Consider the following 17,069-nt stretch of genomic DNA (forward strand, 5'->3'; position numbering starts at 1 on the left):
CGCTTACGGTCGCGTTCCTGTCGCCTTACCGCCGCCCTTAAGGTCTCCAGGATCTTGCCGCCGGGCCGCTCGCACATCGGCCGGCCGTCGCCGCCCCGGCTACGCCGCCCGTTGTACGGGGCGGGGTCCGTACTCCACCAAGAGGACTTTTTGGTTAGGTAAGGCTAAGCTAATATGCCGACCATAAGGGCAAAGCTTGTCCCATGAGGAGAATCCATGGCCAATGTCCCGCGACGCACCCTTGTCGCCCTTGGTGCCGCCGCTCTGCTCGGCGTCAGTGCCTGTGGCGGGACCGCCTCGCCGTCCGCCTCCTCTCCCGGCGCACAGCCGTCCTCGCAGGCCGCCTCGCAGGGCCCGTGGACCTGGACCGACGACCGCGGCAAGAACATCTCCCTGCCGCAGCGCCCCCAGCGCGTCGTGGCCCAGTCGGCCGCCGCCGCCGCGCTGTGGGACTTCGGCGTGCGGCCGGTCGGGGTGTTCGGCCCGCACAAGCTCAAGGACGGCGGGCGCGACCCGGAGGTGGGCGAGGTCGACATCACGAAGGTGGAGTCGATCGGGAACGTGTGGGGCGAGTTCAACGTCGAGAAGTACGCCTCCCTCCAGCCGGACCTGCTGGTGTCGGGCATGTATCAGAAGGACGTGCTCTGGTACGTCCCCGAGCAGTCGCTCGCGACCGTCGACCAGATCGCCCCGACCGCCGGCGTGCAGCTCAGCGGCAAGCCCCTGGTGCGGATCATCGAGCAGTACGGCCGGCTCGCCGCCGCCCTCGGCGCCGACCTGAACGCGGCGCCCGTGGCCGAGGCCAAGAAGCGCTTCGAGGACGCCGGCGCCGCGCTGAAGGCACTCGCCGCCGCCAAGCCCGGCCTCAGCGTCATGATCGTCACGGGCACGCCCGAGTCGCTGTACGTGGCCTACCTGCCGGACCACCCCGACATCAAGTACTGGGGCGACGACCTGGGCCTCAAGATCGTCTACCCCGAGCGGCCGACGGAGAGCGAGGGCGGCTTCTGGGAGGTTCTGAGCTGGGAGAACGCCGACAAGTACCAGGCCGACGTGATCCTCGTGGACGCGCGCTCCCAGTCCATGAAGATCGAGGAGATGGCCAAGAAGCCCACCTGGGCCAAGCTGCCCGCCGTCAAGGCCGGCCAGCTCTACCCGTGGCACGCGGCCGAGCGCTACAGCTACCTCGGCTACGCCAAGGTCATGGAGGAGCTCAAGGCCAACCTGGACAAGTCGCGGGACGACGTCGTCAAGGAGTGACGGGCACGATCTCGGCCCTCGTCAGGGCGCCGTGCTCGATCGTGAGCAGGCCCAGCGTGCCGTGCGGCTGGCGGCGGCGGTCGGTGGGGGAGCCCGGGTTGAAGATCCGCAGGCCGCCGCCCGACTCGTCGAGCGGGATGTGCGAGTGGCCGAAGACCACCAGGTCCGCATGCGGGAACCGGCGCCGCATGCGGGCCAGCCGGCCCTTGGCCGGGCCGCTGTCGTGGATCATGCCGATCCGCAGCCCGTCCAGGGTCAGCTCCAGCGTCTCCGGAGCCACCACGTCGGGGCCGTCGTTGTTGCCCTTCACGACGTGGACGGGCGCGTACGCGGCCAGTTCGGCCAGCACCGAGGGCACGCAGACGTCTCCGGCGTGCAGGATGACGTCCGCGCCGCGCAGGTGCTCGGCCACCCGGGGCGGGCACGCGCGCCAGCGCCTGGGCGCGTGCGTGTCGGAGATCGCGACGACCTTCACCCGTCACTCATGCCCTCTCGCCGCGCCCCCTCACCTCGGGAGCCGCGCCCCCACACCTCGGCGGTCCCGCCCCCCACACCTCGGGATGCCGCGCCCCCGCACCTAGGCGGTCCCGCCCCCTCGCGTGGGGAGCCGAGCGCTCTCACCTCGGGATCGGCAGTTCCCGCAGCGGATCGCCCCCGTCGATGAACAGCCTGGCCCCTACCCTGGTCGCCAGGGCGACGCGCTGGAGCAGGCGCTGCCCGGCCTCGGGATGCCGGCCGTCGAGCGCGCCGACGCGGACGGCGAACACCAGGTCGTACGGCTCCTCGCCGGGCAGCAGGACGAAGTCCTCGCCCGCGACCTGGCGGACGCTCATCCGGCCGGCGGCGATCTCGCCGGCCGCCGCCGCCCGCGCCTGCGCGATCGCGGTGGCGGACCTGTCGATGGCCAGGATGTGCCCGGCGCCGAGCCGGGCCGCCACCGCCCGGGCGGCGGCCCCCGGACCGCATCCGATCTCCAGGACACGGAAGTGCGGCTCCAGGGGGAGCGCGTCCACGATCGCGGCGAGGCGGGGCGACAGGCGGGTCGGCATGCTCAGCAGGATAGGCCGCGACCGGAGAACCCCGGAATCGCTAGGCTACTGTCATGATCACAGTCGTCGACTACGACCCCGCATGGCCCGAGCGGTTCGAGGCGCTGCGCGAGGAGTACGCCGCCGCGTTACGGGCCGCGGCCGTGCCGGTGATCTCCATCGAACACGTCGGCAGCACCTCGGTGCCCGGCCTGGCCGCCAAGCCCGTCATCGACTGCGACATCGTGGTGGCCGAGCCCGATGTCCAGGCCGCCGGAGACGTCCTGATCGGCCTGGGTTTCTCGCCGCTGGGCGAGCTGGGCATCCCCCTGCGGTGGGCGTTCAGGGAGCCCGCGCGGCTGGCCGCGACCAACACCTATGTCATCGTCGAGGGGTCCCTGTCGCTGCGCAACCACCGCGCTGTCAGGGACACGCTGCGAGCCGATCCGGAGCTTCGCGACCGGTACGCCGCGGTGAAGAAGCGCGTCGGCGCGACGGCCGCCGACTTGCTCGCGTACGGCCGGGGCAAGAACGCGATGGTGCAGGAGATCCTCGCCGCGGCCGGTCTGACGGAGGCCGAACGGGCCTCGATCGACGGCAACCAGGTGCCGTCGGCCGAGGAGGTGCCCAGGTGAGGTTCGCGGGGTGCGCCGCGGCCGGCTGAACGAGCCGGAGCAGGCGATGATCCGTCGGGGCGGGAGCCGGTCCCGCGCCGATCAGCCGGCGTACAGTTCCTCCAGCCACGCCCGCCACCGCGGCCCCTGGTCCGCCCCGCCCTCGAACAGCAGATGCGAGGCGATCATGGACCCGCCGAATCCCTGCAGGAACCGGTACATGCCGTCACCCGATCGGAGGCCGAGCGTCTGGGAGTTGCGGTGGTACACGACCCCCTCGACCCCGCCGGCCCTGGCCCGATCGCCCACCTCGGGCGCCCCGCCGAGCGCGGCGTACAGCCGCTCCCACGCGACCGCCCAGTCGGCGACCGGCGGCCCGAACTCCGTGAGCGGCGTCGCCACCCGCCCCGCGAAGTGGCCGAGGTACTCCACCAGCGTCGCGAAGTACATCTCCAGGCCCTCGGACATGGCCTCGAACTCGTCCTGCCAGTCGTCCCCGGGCAGGAACCCGCTGGTCACCATGCGGACGAGCGTGCTGCCCCGCTCCCGCCCCTCGATCATGAACTCGTAGGCCACGAACCTTCCGTCGCCGGCCTTGTCGCTGGAGTGGGCGAAGCGCCGGAGCGGCTCGGCGGCCGTGACGGCGGACGGCGGCAGCTCGAACCGGCCGAACGCGGTGCGAACGACCCCCTCGGCCACCTCGGTGCGCCCCATGAACCACGAGTCGATGCCCGGCCCCGTCGAGATGGCCTCCCAGACCTCCTCCGGGGTGGCCTCGACCATGGCCTCCAGCGGCATCTCGAAGTCGCGGCCCACCTCAGCGCTCCCTCTTCGCGGTCACGGAGGGGTGGACCGCCACGACCAGCCGGTGATCGCGCCCACCCTCAGCGGACTCGTCATGATATTTGCTGACCAGGGAGGTCACGCACTGGGCCAGCTCCTCGGCGAACGCCGCCCGGTCCGCCGCCGACGCGAAGCGCACCTCGCCGTCGATGGCGAACGTCGCCACCCGCTTCTGCGCCTTCGCGGCCCCGGTGATCAGGGTGCCGACATCCCGTACGAGCTGCGCCGCCAGCGCCAGCAACCAGCGGGCCGACAGCCGGTCGGGCGACCTGGCGGGGTCGGGCTGCACCGAGGCCAGCGCGGTGGGGGAGATCACGAACGAGGCCGCCGTGGCCTGCATCACGCGCTCGGTGACGTTGCCCTTCCTGCGCTCCTCGACCAGCTCCACCAGGCCGTGCCGCTCCAGCGTGCGCAGGTGGTAGTTGACCTTCTGCCTGGCCAGGCCGACCTTGGCCGCCAGCGAGGTCGCCGAGCCCGGCTCCACCAGCTCGGCCAGGAGTCTCGACCGCATGGGGTCGAGCGACGCCTCGGCGGCCGCGGGGTCCTCGATCACCGCCACTTCGTGCATGGTCAAACGATCGCACCGACAAAAATCATTGTCAAGACAGGCGAGTCGCCCGGTCCTCCAGGTAGCGCCGCTCGGGCAGGCTGGTGGTCAGCCTCGCCGCCTCCCGGTACGCGGCCACGGCCCCCTCCGCGTCGCCGTCCATCTCCAGCAGGTGCGCCCGTACGGCCGCCAACCGGTGGTGCCCGGCCATCCGGTCGTCGGCGGCCAGCTCGTCGAGCAGGCCGAGCCCGGCGCGCGGCCCCTGCACCATGGCCGTGGCCACCGCCTGGTTGAGCCTGACCACCGGATTGTCCTCGACGCCGGACAGCACCCCGTACAGCGCCAGGATCTGCGGCCAGTCCGTCTCCCCGGCGGTGGCCGCCTCGTCGTGCACGGCCGCGATGGCCGCCTGGAGCTGGTACGGCCCGAGCGCCGTCGTGGACAGGGCCTTGGTGACCAGCTCCACGCCCTCCGCGATCAGCCGCCGGTCCCACAGGCTCCTGTCCTGCTCGGCCAGCGGGATCAGCCGCCCGTCGCGGTCCGTACGCGCGGGGCGGCGCGCCTCGGTGAGCAGCATGAGCGCCAGCAGCCCCATGATCTCCCCGTCGTCGGGCAGCAGCCGCAGCACCGCCCTGGTCAGCCGGATCGCCTCACCCGTCAGCTCCGCCCTGTGCAGCTCGGGCCCCGAGGTGGCGGTGTAACCCTCGTTGAAGATCAGGTACAGCACGTGCAGCACCACCCGCAGCCGGTCGCCGCGCTCGGCCTCCGGCGGCATCCTGAACTCCGCCCCCTTGGCCTTGATCCGCTGCTTGGCCCGGCTGATGCGCTGCCCCATCGTCGCCTCCGGCACCAGGAACGCGCTGGCGATCTGCGCCGTCGTCAGCCCGCCCACGGCCCGCAGCGTCAGCGCGAGCTGCGAGGCCTCCGACAGCGACGGATGGCAGCACAGGAACAGCAGTGTCAGCGTGTCGTCCCGGTCCCCGGACCGCTCCTCGCCCGGCGCCGGGGCCACGAGCTCGTCGGCCGCCACGGTGACCGCCACGCTCTCCTCGCGGCGCCGGCGCGCGTGCTCGCTGCGAATCTGGTCGATGACCCGGCGCGCGGCCACGGTCACCAGCCAGCCGCGCGGGTTGTCCGGCACGCCGTCCCTCGGCCACTGCACGGAGGCGTCGAGCAGCGCCTCCTGCACGGCGTCCTCGCACATGTCGAACTGCTCGTAGCGCCGCACGAGCGTGCCGAGCACCTGCGGCGCCAGCTCCCGCAGCAGCCCCTCGACGGCGACCGGCATCAGCCCGCCACCTCGTCGGTGTAGATCACCAGCATGTACGTCACCTCCCCCATCCTAGGGGTGCCCCACCATCCGGACATCAGGGAAATACCAGCTCAGCGGCCCGGATGGGCGATCGCCTCCGGCATCCTCGGCAAGGTCCCCTAGGCTCGTACCGTGCGAAACCCTGATCTGCACGCCATCGCCGGCCGGCTGGTCGAGGTGCCCGGCGTGGTGGCCGTCGCTCTAGGAGGCAGCCGCGCCCGCGGCACGCATCGGCCCGACAGCGACATCGACCTCGGCCTCTACTACCGCGGCCGGCTCGACGTGGCCGGGCTGCGCGCGCTCGCGCGGGAGGTGACGGGCGAGGACACCGACGTGACCGAGCCCGGCGGCTGGGGCCCGTGGGTGGACGGCGGCGGCTGGCTCACCGTTGACGGCCTGCGGGTGGACTGGATCTACCGCGACCTCGACCGCGTGCACCGGATCTGGCGGGACTGCCGGGACGGCCGCTACGAGATCGGCGTCCAGGCCGGCCACCCGCTGGGCTTCTACTCCCACGCCTACGCCGGGGAGGTGGCGCTCTGCCAGGTGCTCGCCGATCCGGCCGGCGAGCTCGCCGCGCTGCGGCAGGAGGCCGCGCACTACCCGCCGGCCCTGCGGAAGGCGCTGGTCGCAGGGCTGTGGGAGTGCGACTTCGCGCTGATGACGGCCCGGTACGGGGCAGCCGGACGGGACCCGGCGTACGCGGCGGGGGCGCTGTTCCGCGCGATCGGCGTGGCCTGCCACGCGCTGCACGCCGCCGACGGGGCCTGGTTGATCAACGAGAAGGGCATGGTCGCCGCCGCCGACCGGCTGCCGTCGGCCCCGAAGGGGTTCGGGCAACGGGCGCAGGCGCTGCTCGCGGGCGTAGGGAGCACGCCGGAGGAGATCACCCGCACCATCGACGCGGCGGCCGAGCTGGTCGCCGACGTCCGCGCCGCCTGCGGCGCCTGAAGCCGGCGATCAGGCCGGGCACTCGGGCGGCCACTTGAGCACGGAGAACTCCAGCCGCAGCGAAGCGTCCGCGGGAAGGGCGATCGCCCGGGCCCACGGGTCGGTCGCCCAGCAGGCGGGCAGCAGGAAGTACCGCTGGTTGGAATGGAGCAGCAGGTGCAGGCCGGTGTACCGGTAGCGGTACAGCGCCCCGGGGTCCGGCAGCGGGGTCTCCGCGATCCCGAGCCCCTCCAGATGCAGCCGCCGCGGCGCGTAGATCACCGTGCTGGGCAGCGCTCCCGGATCCGAGCGGTACTCGTGGGCCGCCTCCATTCCCTGCCGCTGTGCGAGCTCGCTGACCGTCCACAGCAGCAGGATCAGGAGGAGCACCACGCAGAGGGTGCGCTGGAGGGCCTGCTCGGCGGGGGAGACGACGGAGCGCGTACTGACCCTCTGGTACAGGGAGAGGCCGTAGACGAGCACGAAGACGCCGAGCCCCAGGCAGAAGGGCACGGCGTAGGACGGCAAGCTCAGCCGGCCGTTCATGGCCGCCAGTCCCGCGACGACGCTCGCGACCCCGAGCACGGCCAGGACCACGATCGCCCGCTGCACGGCGGTACGGTGCCTGCTCGCGGACCGGACCACCCACCCGTGCACCAGCGGCGCGATCATGGCCAGCACCAGGAGCAGGATCAGCGGTTCTATCGTCAGGGTGACGCTGCGCAGCACGTAGTCCTGGAAGGACAGGCCCAGCATGCTCTGGTCCACGCCGAGTTGCCCGTACATGGTGTTGGCGCGCACCGCCCCGAAGTACATCATGATCGCCGCGACGAAGGTGGTCGGCGTCACGACGTGCGCCAGGACGGCCCACGCGCGGGTGAAGTCCTGGCCGGCGCCGCGGCCTTCGTCCGGGGACGTGCTCACGACTCGTCGGGGGCCGGGCCGTCGTCCTCCTGCGGGGTGGAGCCGTCTTCACCGGGTGTCCCGGCGGGGCCGCCGGTGTCCGTGGGGCCGGGGCCGGACCCCGTGGGCTCCACGGGCTGGGACGTGTGCTCGTTCGACGGATGCTCGCCGTCCGACGGGGACCCCTCGCCGGAGGGGGTTCCTCCGTCCGGCGAGGACTCGGTCGTGGCGGGCGGCGACGTGACGGTCGCGCACTCCGGCAGGATGGCCGGATCGGACGCCACCGAGCAGGCGTTCCTGAGGAACTCCGGCGGGATGCCGCCGCGCTTCTCGAGCTCGGCCCAGGCCTGCTTGGCGCTCTCGGCGTCGCCCACGGCCAGGGCGCTGGCCAGTTTCGATTGGCTGAGCATCCTCAGCATCGCCGGGCGCATCGGAGCGGGAATGTCTTCGGGGTGCTCCTCCACCTCGCGAATGGTCCGGCGCGCCCTCCGCCATTGTCCCTGGTTGGCCTGTGCCGCCGCTTGGCACACCTTCGCGACCGCCTTCTCTCCGGCGGTGCCGCCGCCGGTCGCCACCCGGCCCATCCTCTGCTCCGCACCCGCGAAGTCGCGCTCCTTGAGCATCTTCTGGCAGTCCAGCCCCACCTTGGCCGTGGCTTCGGGGAGGTCCCCGCTGCCTTCGGTCGGGAGTTCGTCGTCCGGGGTGATGATCGGCCGTGCCTGTGCCGGTGTCTGTGTCTGTGTCTGTCCGGGAGCGCCTGGTCCCGCCTGTCCTGCCCCGCCCTGGCCGTCCGCGCAGCCGCCCGCCAGTACTGCGGCGGCGGCGAACGCGGTCGCCACGGCCGGCCAGGTCCTCTTCACCGTTCCCCCGAGAGCTCGCCGCCATCAGGCCAGGTCGTACCGCGCCGGGGCATGACCTACGCACGTGGAACGCGCCGATAATCAATTCCTGGGGAATCCTTGGCATGAAACATCAGATGTCTGAGGACCTGATAAGTTGGGGTGCATGACCGTAGTCTCGCGCCCCGCCGACAGCGGCCCCGTGTTGCGGGCCGACGCCGTGGAGCTCGTCCGCGACGGGCGCCACCTGCTGCGCGCCATCTCGCTCACCGTGCACCCCGGCGAGCACTGGGCGCTGCTCGGGGCGAACGGCGCCGGCAAGAGCACCCTGCTCAGCCTGCTGGGCGCCGTGACCCATCCCAGCCGTGGCGTGGTCGAGGTGCTCGGGCGCACCATGGGCCGGGTGGACGTGCGCGAGCTGCGCTCGTACCTGGGGCACGTCAACCCCCGCCACACCCCTGACGGGCCGCTGCGGGCCCGGGACGTGGTGCTGACCGGGCTGACCAACACCGCCGCGCCCGTGCCCCGCTGGACGCCCACCGCGCAGGAGAGCGACCGGGCCGACCGGCTGATCGCCATGCTCGGCATGAGCCACCGGGCGCAGGCCACGTGGGCCACCCTCTCCCAGGGCGAGCGGGGCCGCGCCCTCATCGCCAGGGCGCTCATGCCGCAGCCCCGGCTGCTGCTGCTCGACGAGCCGGCGACCGGGCTCGACCTGGCCGCCCGCGAGCAGCTGCTGGCCAGCATCGACGCGCTGCGCGCCCGGCACCCCTCGCTGGCCACCGTGCTGGTCACGCACCACCTGGAGGAGCTGCCCGCCACCACCACGCACGCCATGCTGCTGCGCGACGGCCGCCGCCTGGCCGCCGGGCCGGTCGCGGACGTGCTGACCAGCGAGCTGGTCAGCGCCTGCTTCGAGCATCCGGTCCGCCTGGTCCGCAGCGACGACGGCCGCTGGGCCGCCCGCGCCGAGCCCGTCCCCATGAGCGTTCCCGTGTGAGCCGCCGGGCCGCCCGCGCCGAACCTGTTCCCATGAGCGCCCCCGTGTGAGCCGCCGGGCCGCGGGCGTGAGCGTCCCGAGCCCGGTCAGGCTCTGAGGAGCCGGGCGGACGGCGTGGCGGGCGCCCGGGGCCGTCCCACCCGCGCCACGTGCAGCAGCGTGCGGGGATCCGCCACGCCGAGGCGCCGCGCCAGCTCCCGCCGGGTCCCCTCGCAGTCGATGATCTGGCTCAGCGGGTGCGTCGTGTACCCGAGCTCCGACAGCGTCAGCCAGTGCCGCATCAGCAGCCGCCCCGCCTCCACCTCCTCGTCCACCGGCCCGACCAGGACGAGCACGTCCCCGTCGTAGTCCAGCAGCCCTCGCGACGCCCCGGCCAGTACCCGGGGCAGGCCTAGCCGCCGCAGCGCCGGGTAGAGGGCGAGCGAGGCCCGCAGCGCGAGCGCCTCCACCTTGGTCAGCGCCAGCGCCCGGTCGCTGAGGCCGTCGAGGAAGTAGCGGCGGTGCCGCCGGGTCAGCCGCAGCCAGGCCCGCAGCTCCCGCGTCACCTCCCGGTCCCCGAACTGGTGCAGGTCCGCGGCGTGCAGCAGGTCCGCCAGGTCGCGGCAGGGCAGCCGGCGCGTCCCCTCCAGCGCGCCGGCCACCTCGTCCGGGAGCCGCCCCGCGTGGTACTCGCCGCGGTTGGCGCCCCGGGCCCGCACGTCCGCCGTGGTGAAGGGCGTCCTGTACGGCTCCTCGGCCCCGTACAGGAAGCCCACCCGCAGCGGCCCCGGGTCGGGCCGGTAGGCGACGGACAGGCCCGCGTCCGCGCACACGATCAGGCAGCACTCGACGAACGCCCCCAGGCTGAGCCGCAGGTCACGCCCCGTGGGGTCGCTGATGGGCAGCGCCCTGGCCGGGTCCCAGCCGACGGCTGCCTGGCCGTCGGCGTAGGTGAGCGTCCACGGCTGCGTGTTGTGCGCGCTGGGCGCGCGCCAGAAGTCGGGCTCCAGCGCCCGGAGCTGTCTCACGCGAGCTCCTTGTCATAGAAGGTGTAGCCGTGCAGCGGCCGCCCGCCCATCGCGACGTACTGGGCGGCCGAGCCGGGGTTGTCGCGCTCCACGTACGTGCTGCGCAGCGTGTGGTAGCCGCCCCGCCGCAGCCCGTCGTGTAGCTCCCCTGACAGCAGCCGCATGTAGCCGTGCCCCTGCTCGTCCGGGACCGTGCCCTTGATGATGAGCACGGCCTCGCGGCGGTAGCGGGAGCGGGTGGCGAGCAGCCGGAGCTGGTGGACGAGGTGCAGGTTCCCGCGAATGCCCGCGATGAAGCGGGAGATGTCGGGCAGGCACAGCACGAACGCGATGGGCCGTCCCGCCTTCGTCAGGTACAGCAGCAGCGCCTCGTCCAGCAGGTACGCCAGCCCGTCCGTCTGCTCGGCGAGCTGCTCGGCGGAGATCTCGGTGTAGTAGCCGAGCTGCGCGAAGCTGGTATTCAGCATCTCCCGCAGGATCGGCAGCTGCTCGCGCACCCGGCGCCGGTCCCCGCGGTGCACCCGCAGCTCCTCGGCGCGGACCCGCGCGTCGTCGAAGGCGAACACCGGCTCCTGCGGCACCGGGCAGATCCAGGTGTCGGACTCGAACCGGCGGCTGAACCCGCACGCCTCGTAGGCGGCCGGATAGTACGGCCGGTTCCAGGCGCTGTCGATGAACCCGCGCTCCCCGAACCCGGAGGTGATCACCCCGCCCGCCTGGTTGGGCAGCAGCGACACCGGCCCGAACGCCGCCTTCCTGCCCGCCGCGGCCCCGGCCGCGCAGATCGCCTCGAACAGCTCCTCGGCCGCCTCCTCGGCGAACTCCGTCAGCCCGAACAGCTGGGTGTCGCGCCCCAGCCTGGCGTCCAGCGCGGCGTCGGTGTGCAGCGTCGTGCGCGCGACCACCCGCCCGCCGCGCCGCAGCAGGAACAGCCGCACGCCCCGCCGGTGCCACCCGCGCACCGTGGCGTGCAGCGGCGGCACGAACCGCTCCTCGCCCGCGTACAGGTGATCGGTGAAGGCGAGGAAGTCGCGCAGGTCGCGCCGGGTCTCGACGGGCCGCAGCCCGGTCACGAGCGCTTCACCCGGGGCCCCTCGCCGTCCTCGGTGGACAGCGGCGTGAACGTCTCGATGTGCGCCATCGGGCCGCCCTCGGCTCGCCAGATGCCGTTGCTGTACCCCTCGGGCTCGGCGTTGTAGAGCCGGATGTAGCCGCCGGTGGCGTTCTTCGTGCCGTCCGTCACCCACTGCATGAGCTTGCGGTGGTGGCGGCTGCGGGCGAAGCGCAGCAGCGCGTCACGGTCCTCGAAGAAGGCCAGGGTGCCCAGCGTGTACGGGAACTCCCAGTAGATCTTGTGCCAGCGGTAGCCGCGCATCCGCTTCATGTCGCGCACCATCCGGAACCACGTCAGCGTGAGCGTCAGGATCGACAGCGGCCCCCGGTAACGGGTCGCCCCGACGAACATCGCCGTCGCCTGCCCCTGCGGCGGCGTCCTGCTGAAATCGGTGGTCCTCATGCGTCCTTCACCAGATAGACGTTCTTCATCTTCGTCAGCCGCGCGAACGGCCCCTCATCCAGCCCGAACACCTTGATCCGCAGGTCGGCGGCCGTCGGGTCCTCCTTCAGCGACTCGGCGAAGTCGCGCGAGACCGCGCTCAGGTGCGCCACGACCCCCTTGCGGCAGATCTCCGCCAGCGCCCCCTGATCCACCTCGCCGCGTACCTCCAGGTTGATCACCGGCCGGTACTCCAGGCCGGGCAGCTCCTCCAGCGACAGGCAGAAGCGGTTGATCGCGGCGGCGTACGGGTTGCCCTGGTAGAGGCCGTACTCGACGTCCTGCGGATAGAGGTTGGCCCCCATGTAGGAGATCGTCGAATCCTTGCGGCCGAACAGGAACAGCAGCGGCAGGTTCATCCGCTCGTCGGTCCACATGGCCGCGTAGTCGTCCTCGCCCAGCGCCTTGCGGACCTCGGCGAGCGTGTACAGCCGGGCCTCGTCGCCGACGTTGTAGCGCAGCTTGGGCTGCAGGCAGCTCTTGGTGTTGATCGTGCACAGCAGCTCGCCGCCGGCGTTCACCTCCAGGAACGTCTCCAGCGGGTTGTAGTGGAAGATCATCGGCAGCCGCTGCTCGCCGGGGCCGAGCAGGGCGTCGCGCAGCCGCCGGTCGGTGGCCAGGCGCTTGCGCAGCCGTACGCTGAAGCCGCTCTCCGCGCCCATCCCGATCGTCAGGTCGCTGGCGCCGTAGCCGGAGCGCACCTCCTCGAAGCGCTCCTCCAGGTAGTCGCGCAGCGCCTCCGTCATGCCCTCGCCGCCGACCATGCCGCGGATGCGGTAGTCCTCCCACGGGAAGCCCGCCTCGTCGAGGCGGTCGCGCAGGTGCTTGAGGAACGGCGGGTACGCCGCCACCACGTAGTCGTAGCCGGGGCCGAAGTGCTCCAGCGTGTCGGAGATCTTCTCCAGGTCGGGGCCGGTGTTCTTGACCATCGCGATGCGGGCCATGGCGGCCCCGGTGGTGGTGCCGGTGGCCCACGCGCCCATCGAGTACGCGTTGATCACGAACAGCCGCCTGCCGGGGAAGACCAGCTCGATGTACCCGGCGGCGTTGCGGTAGATGCCCTGGAGCTCGCGCGGCCCGCGTACCCAGTTGTACGGCTTGCCGCTGGACCCCGACGACTCGTCCACGATCACGCCGGGCCGGTGCAGCCTGCCCTCCTGGCAGCGGCTGGCCTCGTCGTACGCGCCGGCGTAGTTCTGCTTGGTCGTCTCGGGGAAGTCGGCCAGCCGGCGGGCCCGCTCGGCGCCGTGCGCGCGCAGGAAGTGGCGGTAGGCGGGCACGTCCACGGCCGCGAACTGGCAGGCCACCCTGGCGTGCCGGGCCGCCACCCGGTCGAGCGCGGGGTGGTAGCCGCGGGCGACCATGCGCCAGATCGCGGGGTTCAGGGTGCCCAGCCGGTACGCGCCGGTCAGGGTCCAGGAGTAGGCCTGGAGCCGGGCTCGGCGCCAGCGCTGACGGGGGGTGAGCGGCCCGAGGGCGGGACTGAGGCGGATCATGACCCGTGAGACTAGTGGGATCGACTGGAAGATCACTTGTCGTCCACTTTCAACGCATTCGCCCTTGCGGAAGAAAGCTTTCCGCATTGGGCCGTAGCGTGGGTGCCGTCGAACGGAAGAGAGGCGCATTCCCGTGATCGAACTGTCGTGGCCGCAGGTCAGCGCGAGGCGGCTGGAGCGCGCCGGGCTCGTCACCGCAGCCGGCGGCCCCGAGGAGACCGTGGCCGCCATGTGCGGCGCGCACGCCCAGGTCATGTCCGCCGCCGAGCTGTCCGTCGGGCTGCGGCTCGACAGCGTCACCCGCGTCCACGTGCGCGAGGCGCTGTGGAAGGAGCGCGGTCTGGTCAAGACGCACGGCCCGCGTGGCACCGTGCACCTGCTGCCCGCCCGCGACCTGCCCAGGTGGGTCGCCGCCCTGTCCACGCTGCCCGCCACGCCCGCGCCGGCGCCCCTGCGGATGACGGACGAGCAGAGCGACCAGGTGGTGGCCGCCATCCACCAGGCGGTGCAGGGCGCCGAGCTGACGATGGACGAGCTGAGCGAGGCGGTCGTCGCGGCCACCGGGCCGTGGGCGGGCGACCTGGTCATGCCGCGTTCCAGACCTACTGGCCGCGGTGGCGGCAGGTCATGCACCTGGCGGCGCACCGGGGCGCGTTCGTCTTCGGCGCGGGCCGCGGGCGCAAGGTCACCTACACCGCCGCGCCGGAGGCCCCGCCTGCGACGGACGGGCCCGCCTGGCTGGCCAGGAGCTACCTGCGGGCGTACGGGCCCGCCACGCCCGCGGAGTTCGCCCAGTGGGCGGGCGGCTCCGTCGGATGGGCGAAGGCGGCGTTCGAGGGGGTCGAGCTGGAGGAGGTGCGGCTGGAGGGGCGGCCGGCCTGGGTGCTCGCGGGCGACACCGCGGTGCCCGGCGAACCGCCCCGGGGCGTGCGGCTGCTGCCGTACTTCGACGCGTACGTGGTGGCGGGCCGGCCCCGCGAGCTGCTGTACGCCGGGGCCGCCGCGCAGCGGGCGCTGGCCGGCGGCCAGGCGGGCAACTTCCCCGTGCTGCTCGTGGACGGGAACGTGGCCGGCGTCTGGCACCAGCGGCGCTCGGGCAGCCGGATCGACGTCACGGTCGAGCCGCTGCGCGACCTCACGCCGGCCCAGCTCGGCGAGCTCCAGGAGCAGGTGCTGCGGGTGGGTGAGGTGCTGGAGGGCCCCCCGCGTCTCACGATCGGGCCGGTCACCGTCGGGGCGCACGCCTGATCCTTCCCTTTCACTCCCTCAGCTAGGGCATAATGGGGAGTGTTATGGAGCAATACACCGTGGAACAGGTGGCGGACCTCCTGGGCCTGCACGTCAAGACCGTGCGTAACTACGTACGGGACGGGCGGCTGCCCGCCGTGCGCATCGGCAGGCAGTACCGCATCGCCAAGGAGGACCTCGCGGCGTTCACCGGCCTGCCCATCGGCGCGCCCGCCAGGGCCCGCCACGCCGAAGTGTCCAGCATCGTGCAGATCGACGGCATCGCCAGGCGCGACATGGACCGCGTCAGCACCATGGTCATGGGCTCCCTGACGGGCCGGCCGCACGGCCTGCGCGTGCAGTTCGTCTACGACGAGGACCGCGAGCACCTCAAGGTCGTCGTCCTGGGCGGGCTGGAGGAGAGCGCGCAGGTGCTGCGCATCCTCGACGCGCTGGTGCGGGACTGAACGGCCGGGCCGCCCCCCCCGCTGAGACATCATGGACTTCCTGGAGAGCTTTCATGCCTGACGGCTATCACTACGCGGACGGCGAGCCCCTGAACGGGACCGCCGACGTGCTCGACCTCATCGGCGAGACCTGGGGGCGCGACGTCACCTGGGTGGCCGTGCCCATCGAGCGGCTGCCCGCCGACTTCTTCACGCTGAGCACCGGCGTGGCCGGCGAGATCACGCAGAAGTTCGCCAACTACCGGCTCGGGCTGGCCATCGTGGGCGACACCGGCCCTCAGGCCGCCGCCAGCAACGCGGTGCGCGCCTGGATCGCCGAGGCCAACCAGGGGGAGCACCTCTGGTTCGTCCGCGACGAGGCCGAGCTGGCGGCCCGCCTGTCAGGCCGTGGCTAGCCGCGCCATCCTTTAGCGGCCGGATCAGCCGGAGGCTCGTCCTTCGGCGGCAGGGGCCAGCCGGCCGCTCGTCCGTTCAGTGCCGGGGCCAGCCGGATGCTCATCCCTTCGCCACCGCCGCCTCGATGCCGTCGAGCAGCACGTTCAGGCCGATCGCGAACGTGTCGGCCGCGCCGGGCCCGCCGTCCTCCGACTCCACCCACGCCACCATCGGGTACTGGTCGGTGAAGCCCGGCGCCACCTCCTCCAGCAGGTGCGAGCGCGTCCGCCACCACTCCTCGTCCGACACCCCGGTCGCCGAGGGCGCCAGCCGCGACTCCGTGACGGTCCTGGCCGCGCCCCGGACGAAGTCGAACAGCAGCGCCACCACCCCGCGCGTCCGCCGCGGCCCCAGCCCCGTGCCGCGCAGGATCGACACCACGCTCTCCAGCGTCGCGAACTCGTTGGGCCCCAGCACCGGCCGGGCCTGCGAGACCTGCAGCACCCAGGGGTGACGCAGGTAGAAGGCCAGCGTGTGCTCGGCCCACGAGGCCACGGCCGGGCGCCAGCCCGCGCTCGCGTCGTACGTGGTGGGCAGCTCGGCCAGCACGCGGTCGTACATCAGGTCGACCAGCTCGCCCTTGTTCGGCACGTACGTGTAGAGCGCCATGCCCGTGCGCCCCAGCCGTTCGCCGACCTTGCGCATCGACAGGGCCGCCATGCCCTCGCTGTCGGCCACCTCGATCGCCGCCTCGACGATCACGTCCACGCTCAGCCCCGGTTTGGGGCCGGGCCGCACCTCGCCCGGCTCCTCGCCGCTGCGCCACAACAGCGCCATCGACCGTCGCGCATCACCCTGACCTGCGAAGACGACCAACGCGGAACTCCCGGGGCGGACAATTCCTTACAGCATAAGGCTATCAGCCGTGCCGATCATGCGATGGCGTCCAGGTGGGTCGAGAGTACTCGATGAGGCTGTGGGCCGGGCCGTCCGACGGACGCCGCCGGCGGCGAAGGGGCCGGAACGGCGGCTGTCCCGGCCCCCGCGCAGAGCGGGTACCGGGACAGCCGTACGCCGAGAGCTCAGCTCTCGTCAGCCGTCGCCATCGTCGCCATCGTCGCCATAGCCATAATCGTCGTCTTCGTGGCCCGACCAGTCTTCCTTGTAGTCCTTGGACTCGAACTTCTTGCAGACGTCCGCATCGCGGGTGCCGAGGAAGACGCCGTGCTTGGTGATGTGCGAGTAGGTCGAGTCGTCGTTCATGCCCAGGCCGCAGTGCTGCGGGTGCTTGTTCCAGCGCTCGGCCCAGGCGTGGTCCTTCTTGCCGTCTGCGGACGCGGAGCCTGCCGTGCCGAACAGTACGGCCGCGGCGAGCAGCGCCCCGCCGGTGGCGGTGAGGCTCTTTCTCATGATCTCCCCCTGTAATCACGGAGTGCCATCGGCCATCACTATACGTATCGATCTTGGCGCTTCCAGTAGCGCCACACCGACTTTTCCCTCAATAGACCGCCGACGACGAGCCCGGCCGCGAAGAACCCGATCATCACCGGGGCCGGCAACCCCGCCTCGACGTCGTGGAACCCGCCGGCCAGGCTGCCCTGCGCCGCCCCCGCACCGCCTGAGCGGAGGCCGGCGGCCGGGGCCGCCGTCGTCGGCTCTCGGATAC

The 17,069-nt window shown here is 72.5% G+C and carries 19 protein-coding genes and 1 pseudogene; 7 read left to right on the top strand and 13 right to left on the bottom strand.

All coding sequences use genetic code 11. The annotated features are described in order from the left end of the window. Positions 1–216: 216 nt before the first annotated feature. Positions 217–1,260 carry an ABC transporter substrate-binding protein gene (locus tag AB0I79_RS32780; RefSeq protein ID WP_357881233.1) on the top strand — a complete coding sequence of 348 codons (1,044 nt, stop codon included), beginning with the start codon at positions 217–219 and terminating at the stop codon, positions 1,258–1,260. Here the strand turns inward: AB0I79_RS32780 and AB0I79_RS32785 are convergent. Next, positions 1,250–1,735 (bottom strand): metallophosphoesterase family protein, encoded by a 486-nt coding sequence (locus AB0I79_RS32785; protein WP_357881236.1) that lies wholly within the window; start codon positions 1,733–1,735, stop codon positions 1,250–1,252. The genes AB0I79_RS32780 and AB0I79_RS32785 overlap by 11 nt on opposite strands. A gap of 142 nt (positions 1,736–1,877) precedes the next feature. Then, the gene (locus tag AB0I79_RS32790; protein WP_357881239.1) at positions 1,878–2,309 is read right to left on the bottom strand and encodes a methyltransferase domain-containing protein; all 432 of its coding nucleotides are present in this window, start codon (positions 2,307–2,309) and stop codon (positions 1,878–1,880) included. Positions 2,310–2,362: 53 nt separating this feature from the next. Between AB0I79_RS32790 and AB0I79_RS32795 the strand changes: the two genes are divergently transcribed. After that, positions 2,363–2,923, top strand: coding sequence for a GrpB family protein (locus AB0I79_RS32795; protein WP_357881242.1), 561 nt, complete (start codon positions 2,363–2,365; stop codon positions 2,921–2,923). An 81-nt stretch (positions 2,924–3,004) separates the two neighbouring features. Here AB0I79_RS32795 and AB0I79_RS32800 read toward each other — a convergent pair whose 3' ends face one another. Genes AB0I79_RS32800 through AB0I79_RS32810 form a run of 3 tightly spaced genes read right to left on the bottom strand, consistent with a single transcriptional unit; the run spans position 3,005 to position 5,580 of the window. Then, on the bottom strand, positions 3,005–3,718 hold the full coding sequence (locus AB0I79_RS32800; RefSeq protein ID WP_357881245.1) for an SRPBCC domain-containing protein: 714 nt from the start codon (positions 3,716–3,718) through the stop codon (positions 3,005–3,007). 1 nt (position 3,719) lies between these two features. After that, complete coding sequence (locus AB0I79_RS32805) at positions 3,720–4,313, bottom strand: helix-turn-helix domain-containing protein (RefSeq protein WP_357881248.1); 594 nt, start codon at positions 4,311–4,313, stop codon at positions 3,720–3,722. 31 nt (positions 4,314–4,344) lie between these two features. Further along, entirely contained in the window at positions 4,345–5,580 is a 1,236-nt protein-coding gene (locus tag AB0I79_RS32810) for a sigma-70 family RNA polymerase sigma factor (protein ID WP_357881251.1), read from the bottom strand. A 156-nt stretch (positions 5,581–5,736) separates the two neighbouring features. Between AB0I79_RS32810 and AB0I79_RS32815 the strand changes: the two genes are divergently transcribed. Next, the gene (locus tag AB0I79_RS32815; protein WP_357881253.1) at positions 5,737–6,555 is read left to right on the top strand and encodes a nucleotidyltransferase domain-containing protein; all 819 of its coding nucleotides are present in this window, start codon (positions 5,737–5,739) and stop codon (positions 6,553–6,555) included. Positions 6,556–6,564: 9 nt separating this feature from the next. On the opposite strand, the gene AB0I79_RS32820 is transcribed toward AB0I79_RS32815, so the two are convergent. Beyond that, a complete protein-coding gene (locus AB0I79_RS32820) occupies positions 6,565–7,458 on the bottom strand; it encodes a hypothetical protein (protein ID WP_357881256.1) in 894 nt (297 codons plus the stop codon). Continuing rightward, positions 7,455–8,297, bottom strand: coding sequence for a hypothetical protein (locus AB0I79_RS32825; protein ID WP_357881259.1), 843 nt, complete (start codon positions 8,295–8,297; stop codon positions 7,455–7,457). The genes AB0I79_RS32820 and AB0I79_RS32825 overlap by 4 nt, the downstream gene beginning before the upstream one ends. A 145-nt stretch (positions 8,298–8,442) precedes the next feature. On the opposite strand from AB0I79_RS32825, the gene AB0I79_RS32830 reads away from it, so the two are divergent. Next, positions 8,443–9,276: an ATP-binding cassette domain-containing protein gene (locus AB0I79_RS32830; protein WP_357881262.1), complete on the top strand. Its 834-nt coding sequence runs from the start codon at positions 8,443–8,445 to the stop codon at positions 9,274–9,276. Between the two features lie 86 nt (positions 9,277–9,362). Here the strand turns inward: AB0I79_RS32830 and AB0I79_RS32835 are convergent, their stop codons facing one another. The 4 genes from AB0I79_RS32835 to AB0I79_RS32850 are packed head-to-tail and all read right to left on the bottom strand — an operon-like array spanning position 9,363 to position 13,334. Then, positions 9,363–10,283 carry a hypothetical protein gene (locus tag AB0I79_RS32835; protein WP_357881265.1) on the bottom strand — a complete coding sequence of 307 codons (921 nt, stop codon included), beginning with the start codon at positions 10,281–10,283 and terminating at the stop codon, positions 9,363–9,365. After that, entirely contained in the window at positions 10,280–11,356 is a 1,077-nt protein-coding gene (locus AB0I79_RS32840) for a hypothetical protein (protein ID WP_357881268.1), read from the bottom strand. The genes AB0I79_RS32835 and AB0I79_RS32840 overlap by 4 nt, the downstream gene beginning before the upstream one ends. After that, positions 11,353–11,799 carry a DUF4188 domain-containing protein gene (locus tag AB0I79_RS32845; RefSeq protein WP_357881271.1) on the bottom strand — a complete coding sequence of 149 codons (447 nt, stop codon included), beginning with the start codon at positions 11,797–11,799 and terminating at the stop codon, positions 11,353–11,355. Before AB0I79_RS32845 ends, AB0I79_RS32840 begins: the two co-directional genes overlap by 4 nt. Beyond that, positions 11,796–13,334 (bottom strand): phenylacetate--CoA ligase family protein, encoded by a 1,539-nt coding sequence (locus AB0I79_RS32850; protein WP_357881274.1) that lies wholly within the window; start codon positions 13,332–13,334, stop codon positions 11,796–11,798. Before AB0I79_RS32850 ends, AB0I79_RS32845 begins: the two co-directional genes overlap by 4 nt. A 253-nt stretch (positions 13,335–13,587) precedes the next feature. Between AB0I79_RS32850 and AB0I79_RS32855 the strand changes: the two are divergent. The 3 genes and pseudogenes from AB0I79_RS32855 to AB0I79_RS32865 all read left to right on the top strand — a co-directional run bounded on the left by AB0I79_RS32855 (position 13,588) and on the right by AB0I79_RS32865 (position 15,423). Next, a pseudogene (locus AB0I79_RS32855) lies at positions 13,588–14,582 on the top strand (winged helix DNA-binding domain-containing protein). Between the two features lie 44 nt (positions 14,583–14,626). Next, complete coding sequence (locus tag AB0I79_RS32860; RefSeq protein WP_357881277.1) at positions 14,627–15,028, top strand: helix-turn-helix domain-containing protein; 402 nt, start codon at positions 14,627–14,629, stop codon at positions 15,026–15,028. Between the two features lie 53 nt (positions 15,029–15,081). Beyond that, a complete protein-coding gene (locus AB0I79_RS32865; protein ID WP_357881280.1) occupies positions 15,082–15,423 on the top strand; it encodes a DUF4180 domain-containing protein in 342 nt (113 codons plus the stop codon). 100 nt (positions 15,424–15,523) lie between these two features. Here AB0I79_RS32865 and AB0I79_RS32870 read toward each other — a convergent pair whose 3' ends face one another. Continuing rightward, the gene (locus AB0I79_RS32870; RefSeq protein WP_357881283.1) at positions 15,524–16,279 is read right to left on the bottom strand and encodes a TetR/AcrR family transcriptional regulator; all 756 of its coding nucleotides are present in this window, start codon (positions 16,277–16,279) and stop codon (positions 15,524–15,526) included. A gap of 216 nt (positions 16,280–16,495) precedes the next feature. Then, positions 16,496–16,813 carry a hypothetical protein gene (locus AB0I79_RS32875; protein WP_357881286.1) on the bottom strand — a complete coding sequence of 106 codons (318 nt, stop codon included), beginning with the start codon at positions 16,811–16,813 and terminating at the stop codon, positions 16,496–16,498. Positions 16,814–17,069: the final 256 nt, after the last annotated feature.

The organism is Nonomuraea sp. NPDC050202 (assembly GCF_040656115.1).
Classification (GTDB): domain Bacteria; phylum Actinomycetota; class Actinomycetes; order Streptosporangiales; family Streptosporangiaceae; genus Nonomuraea.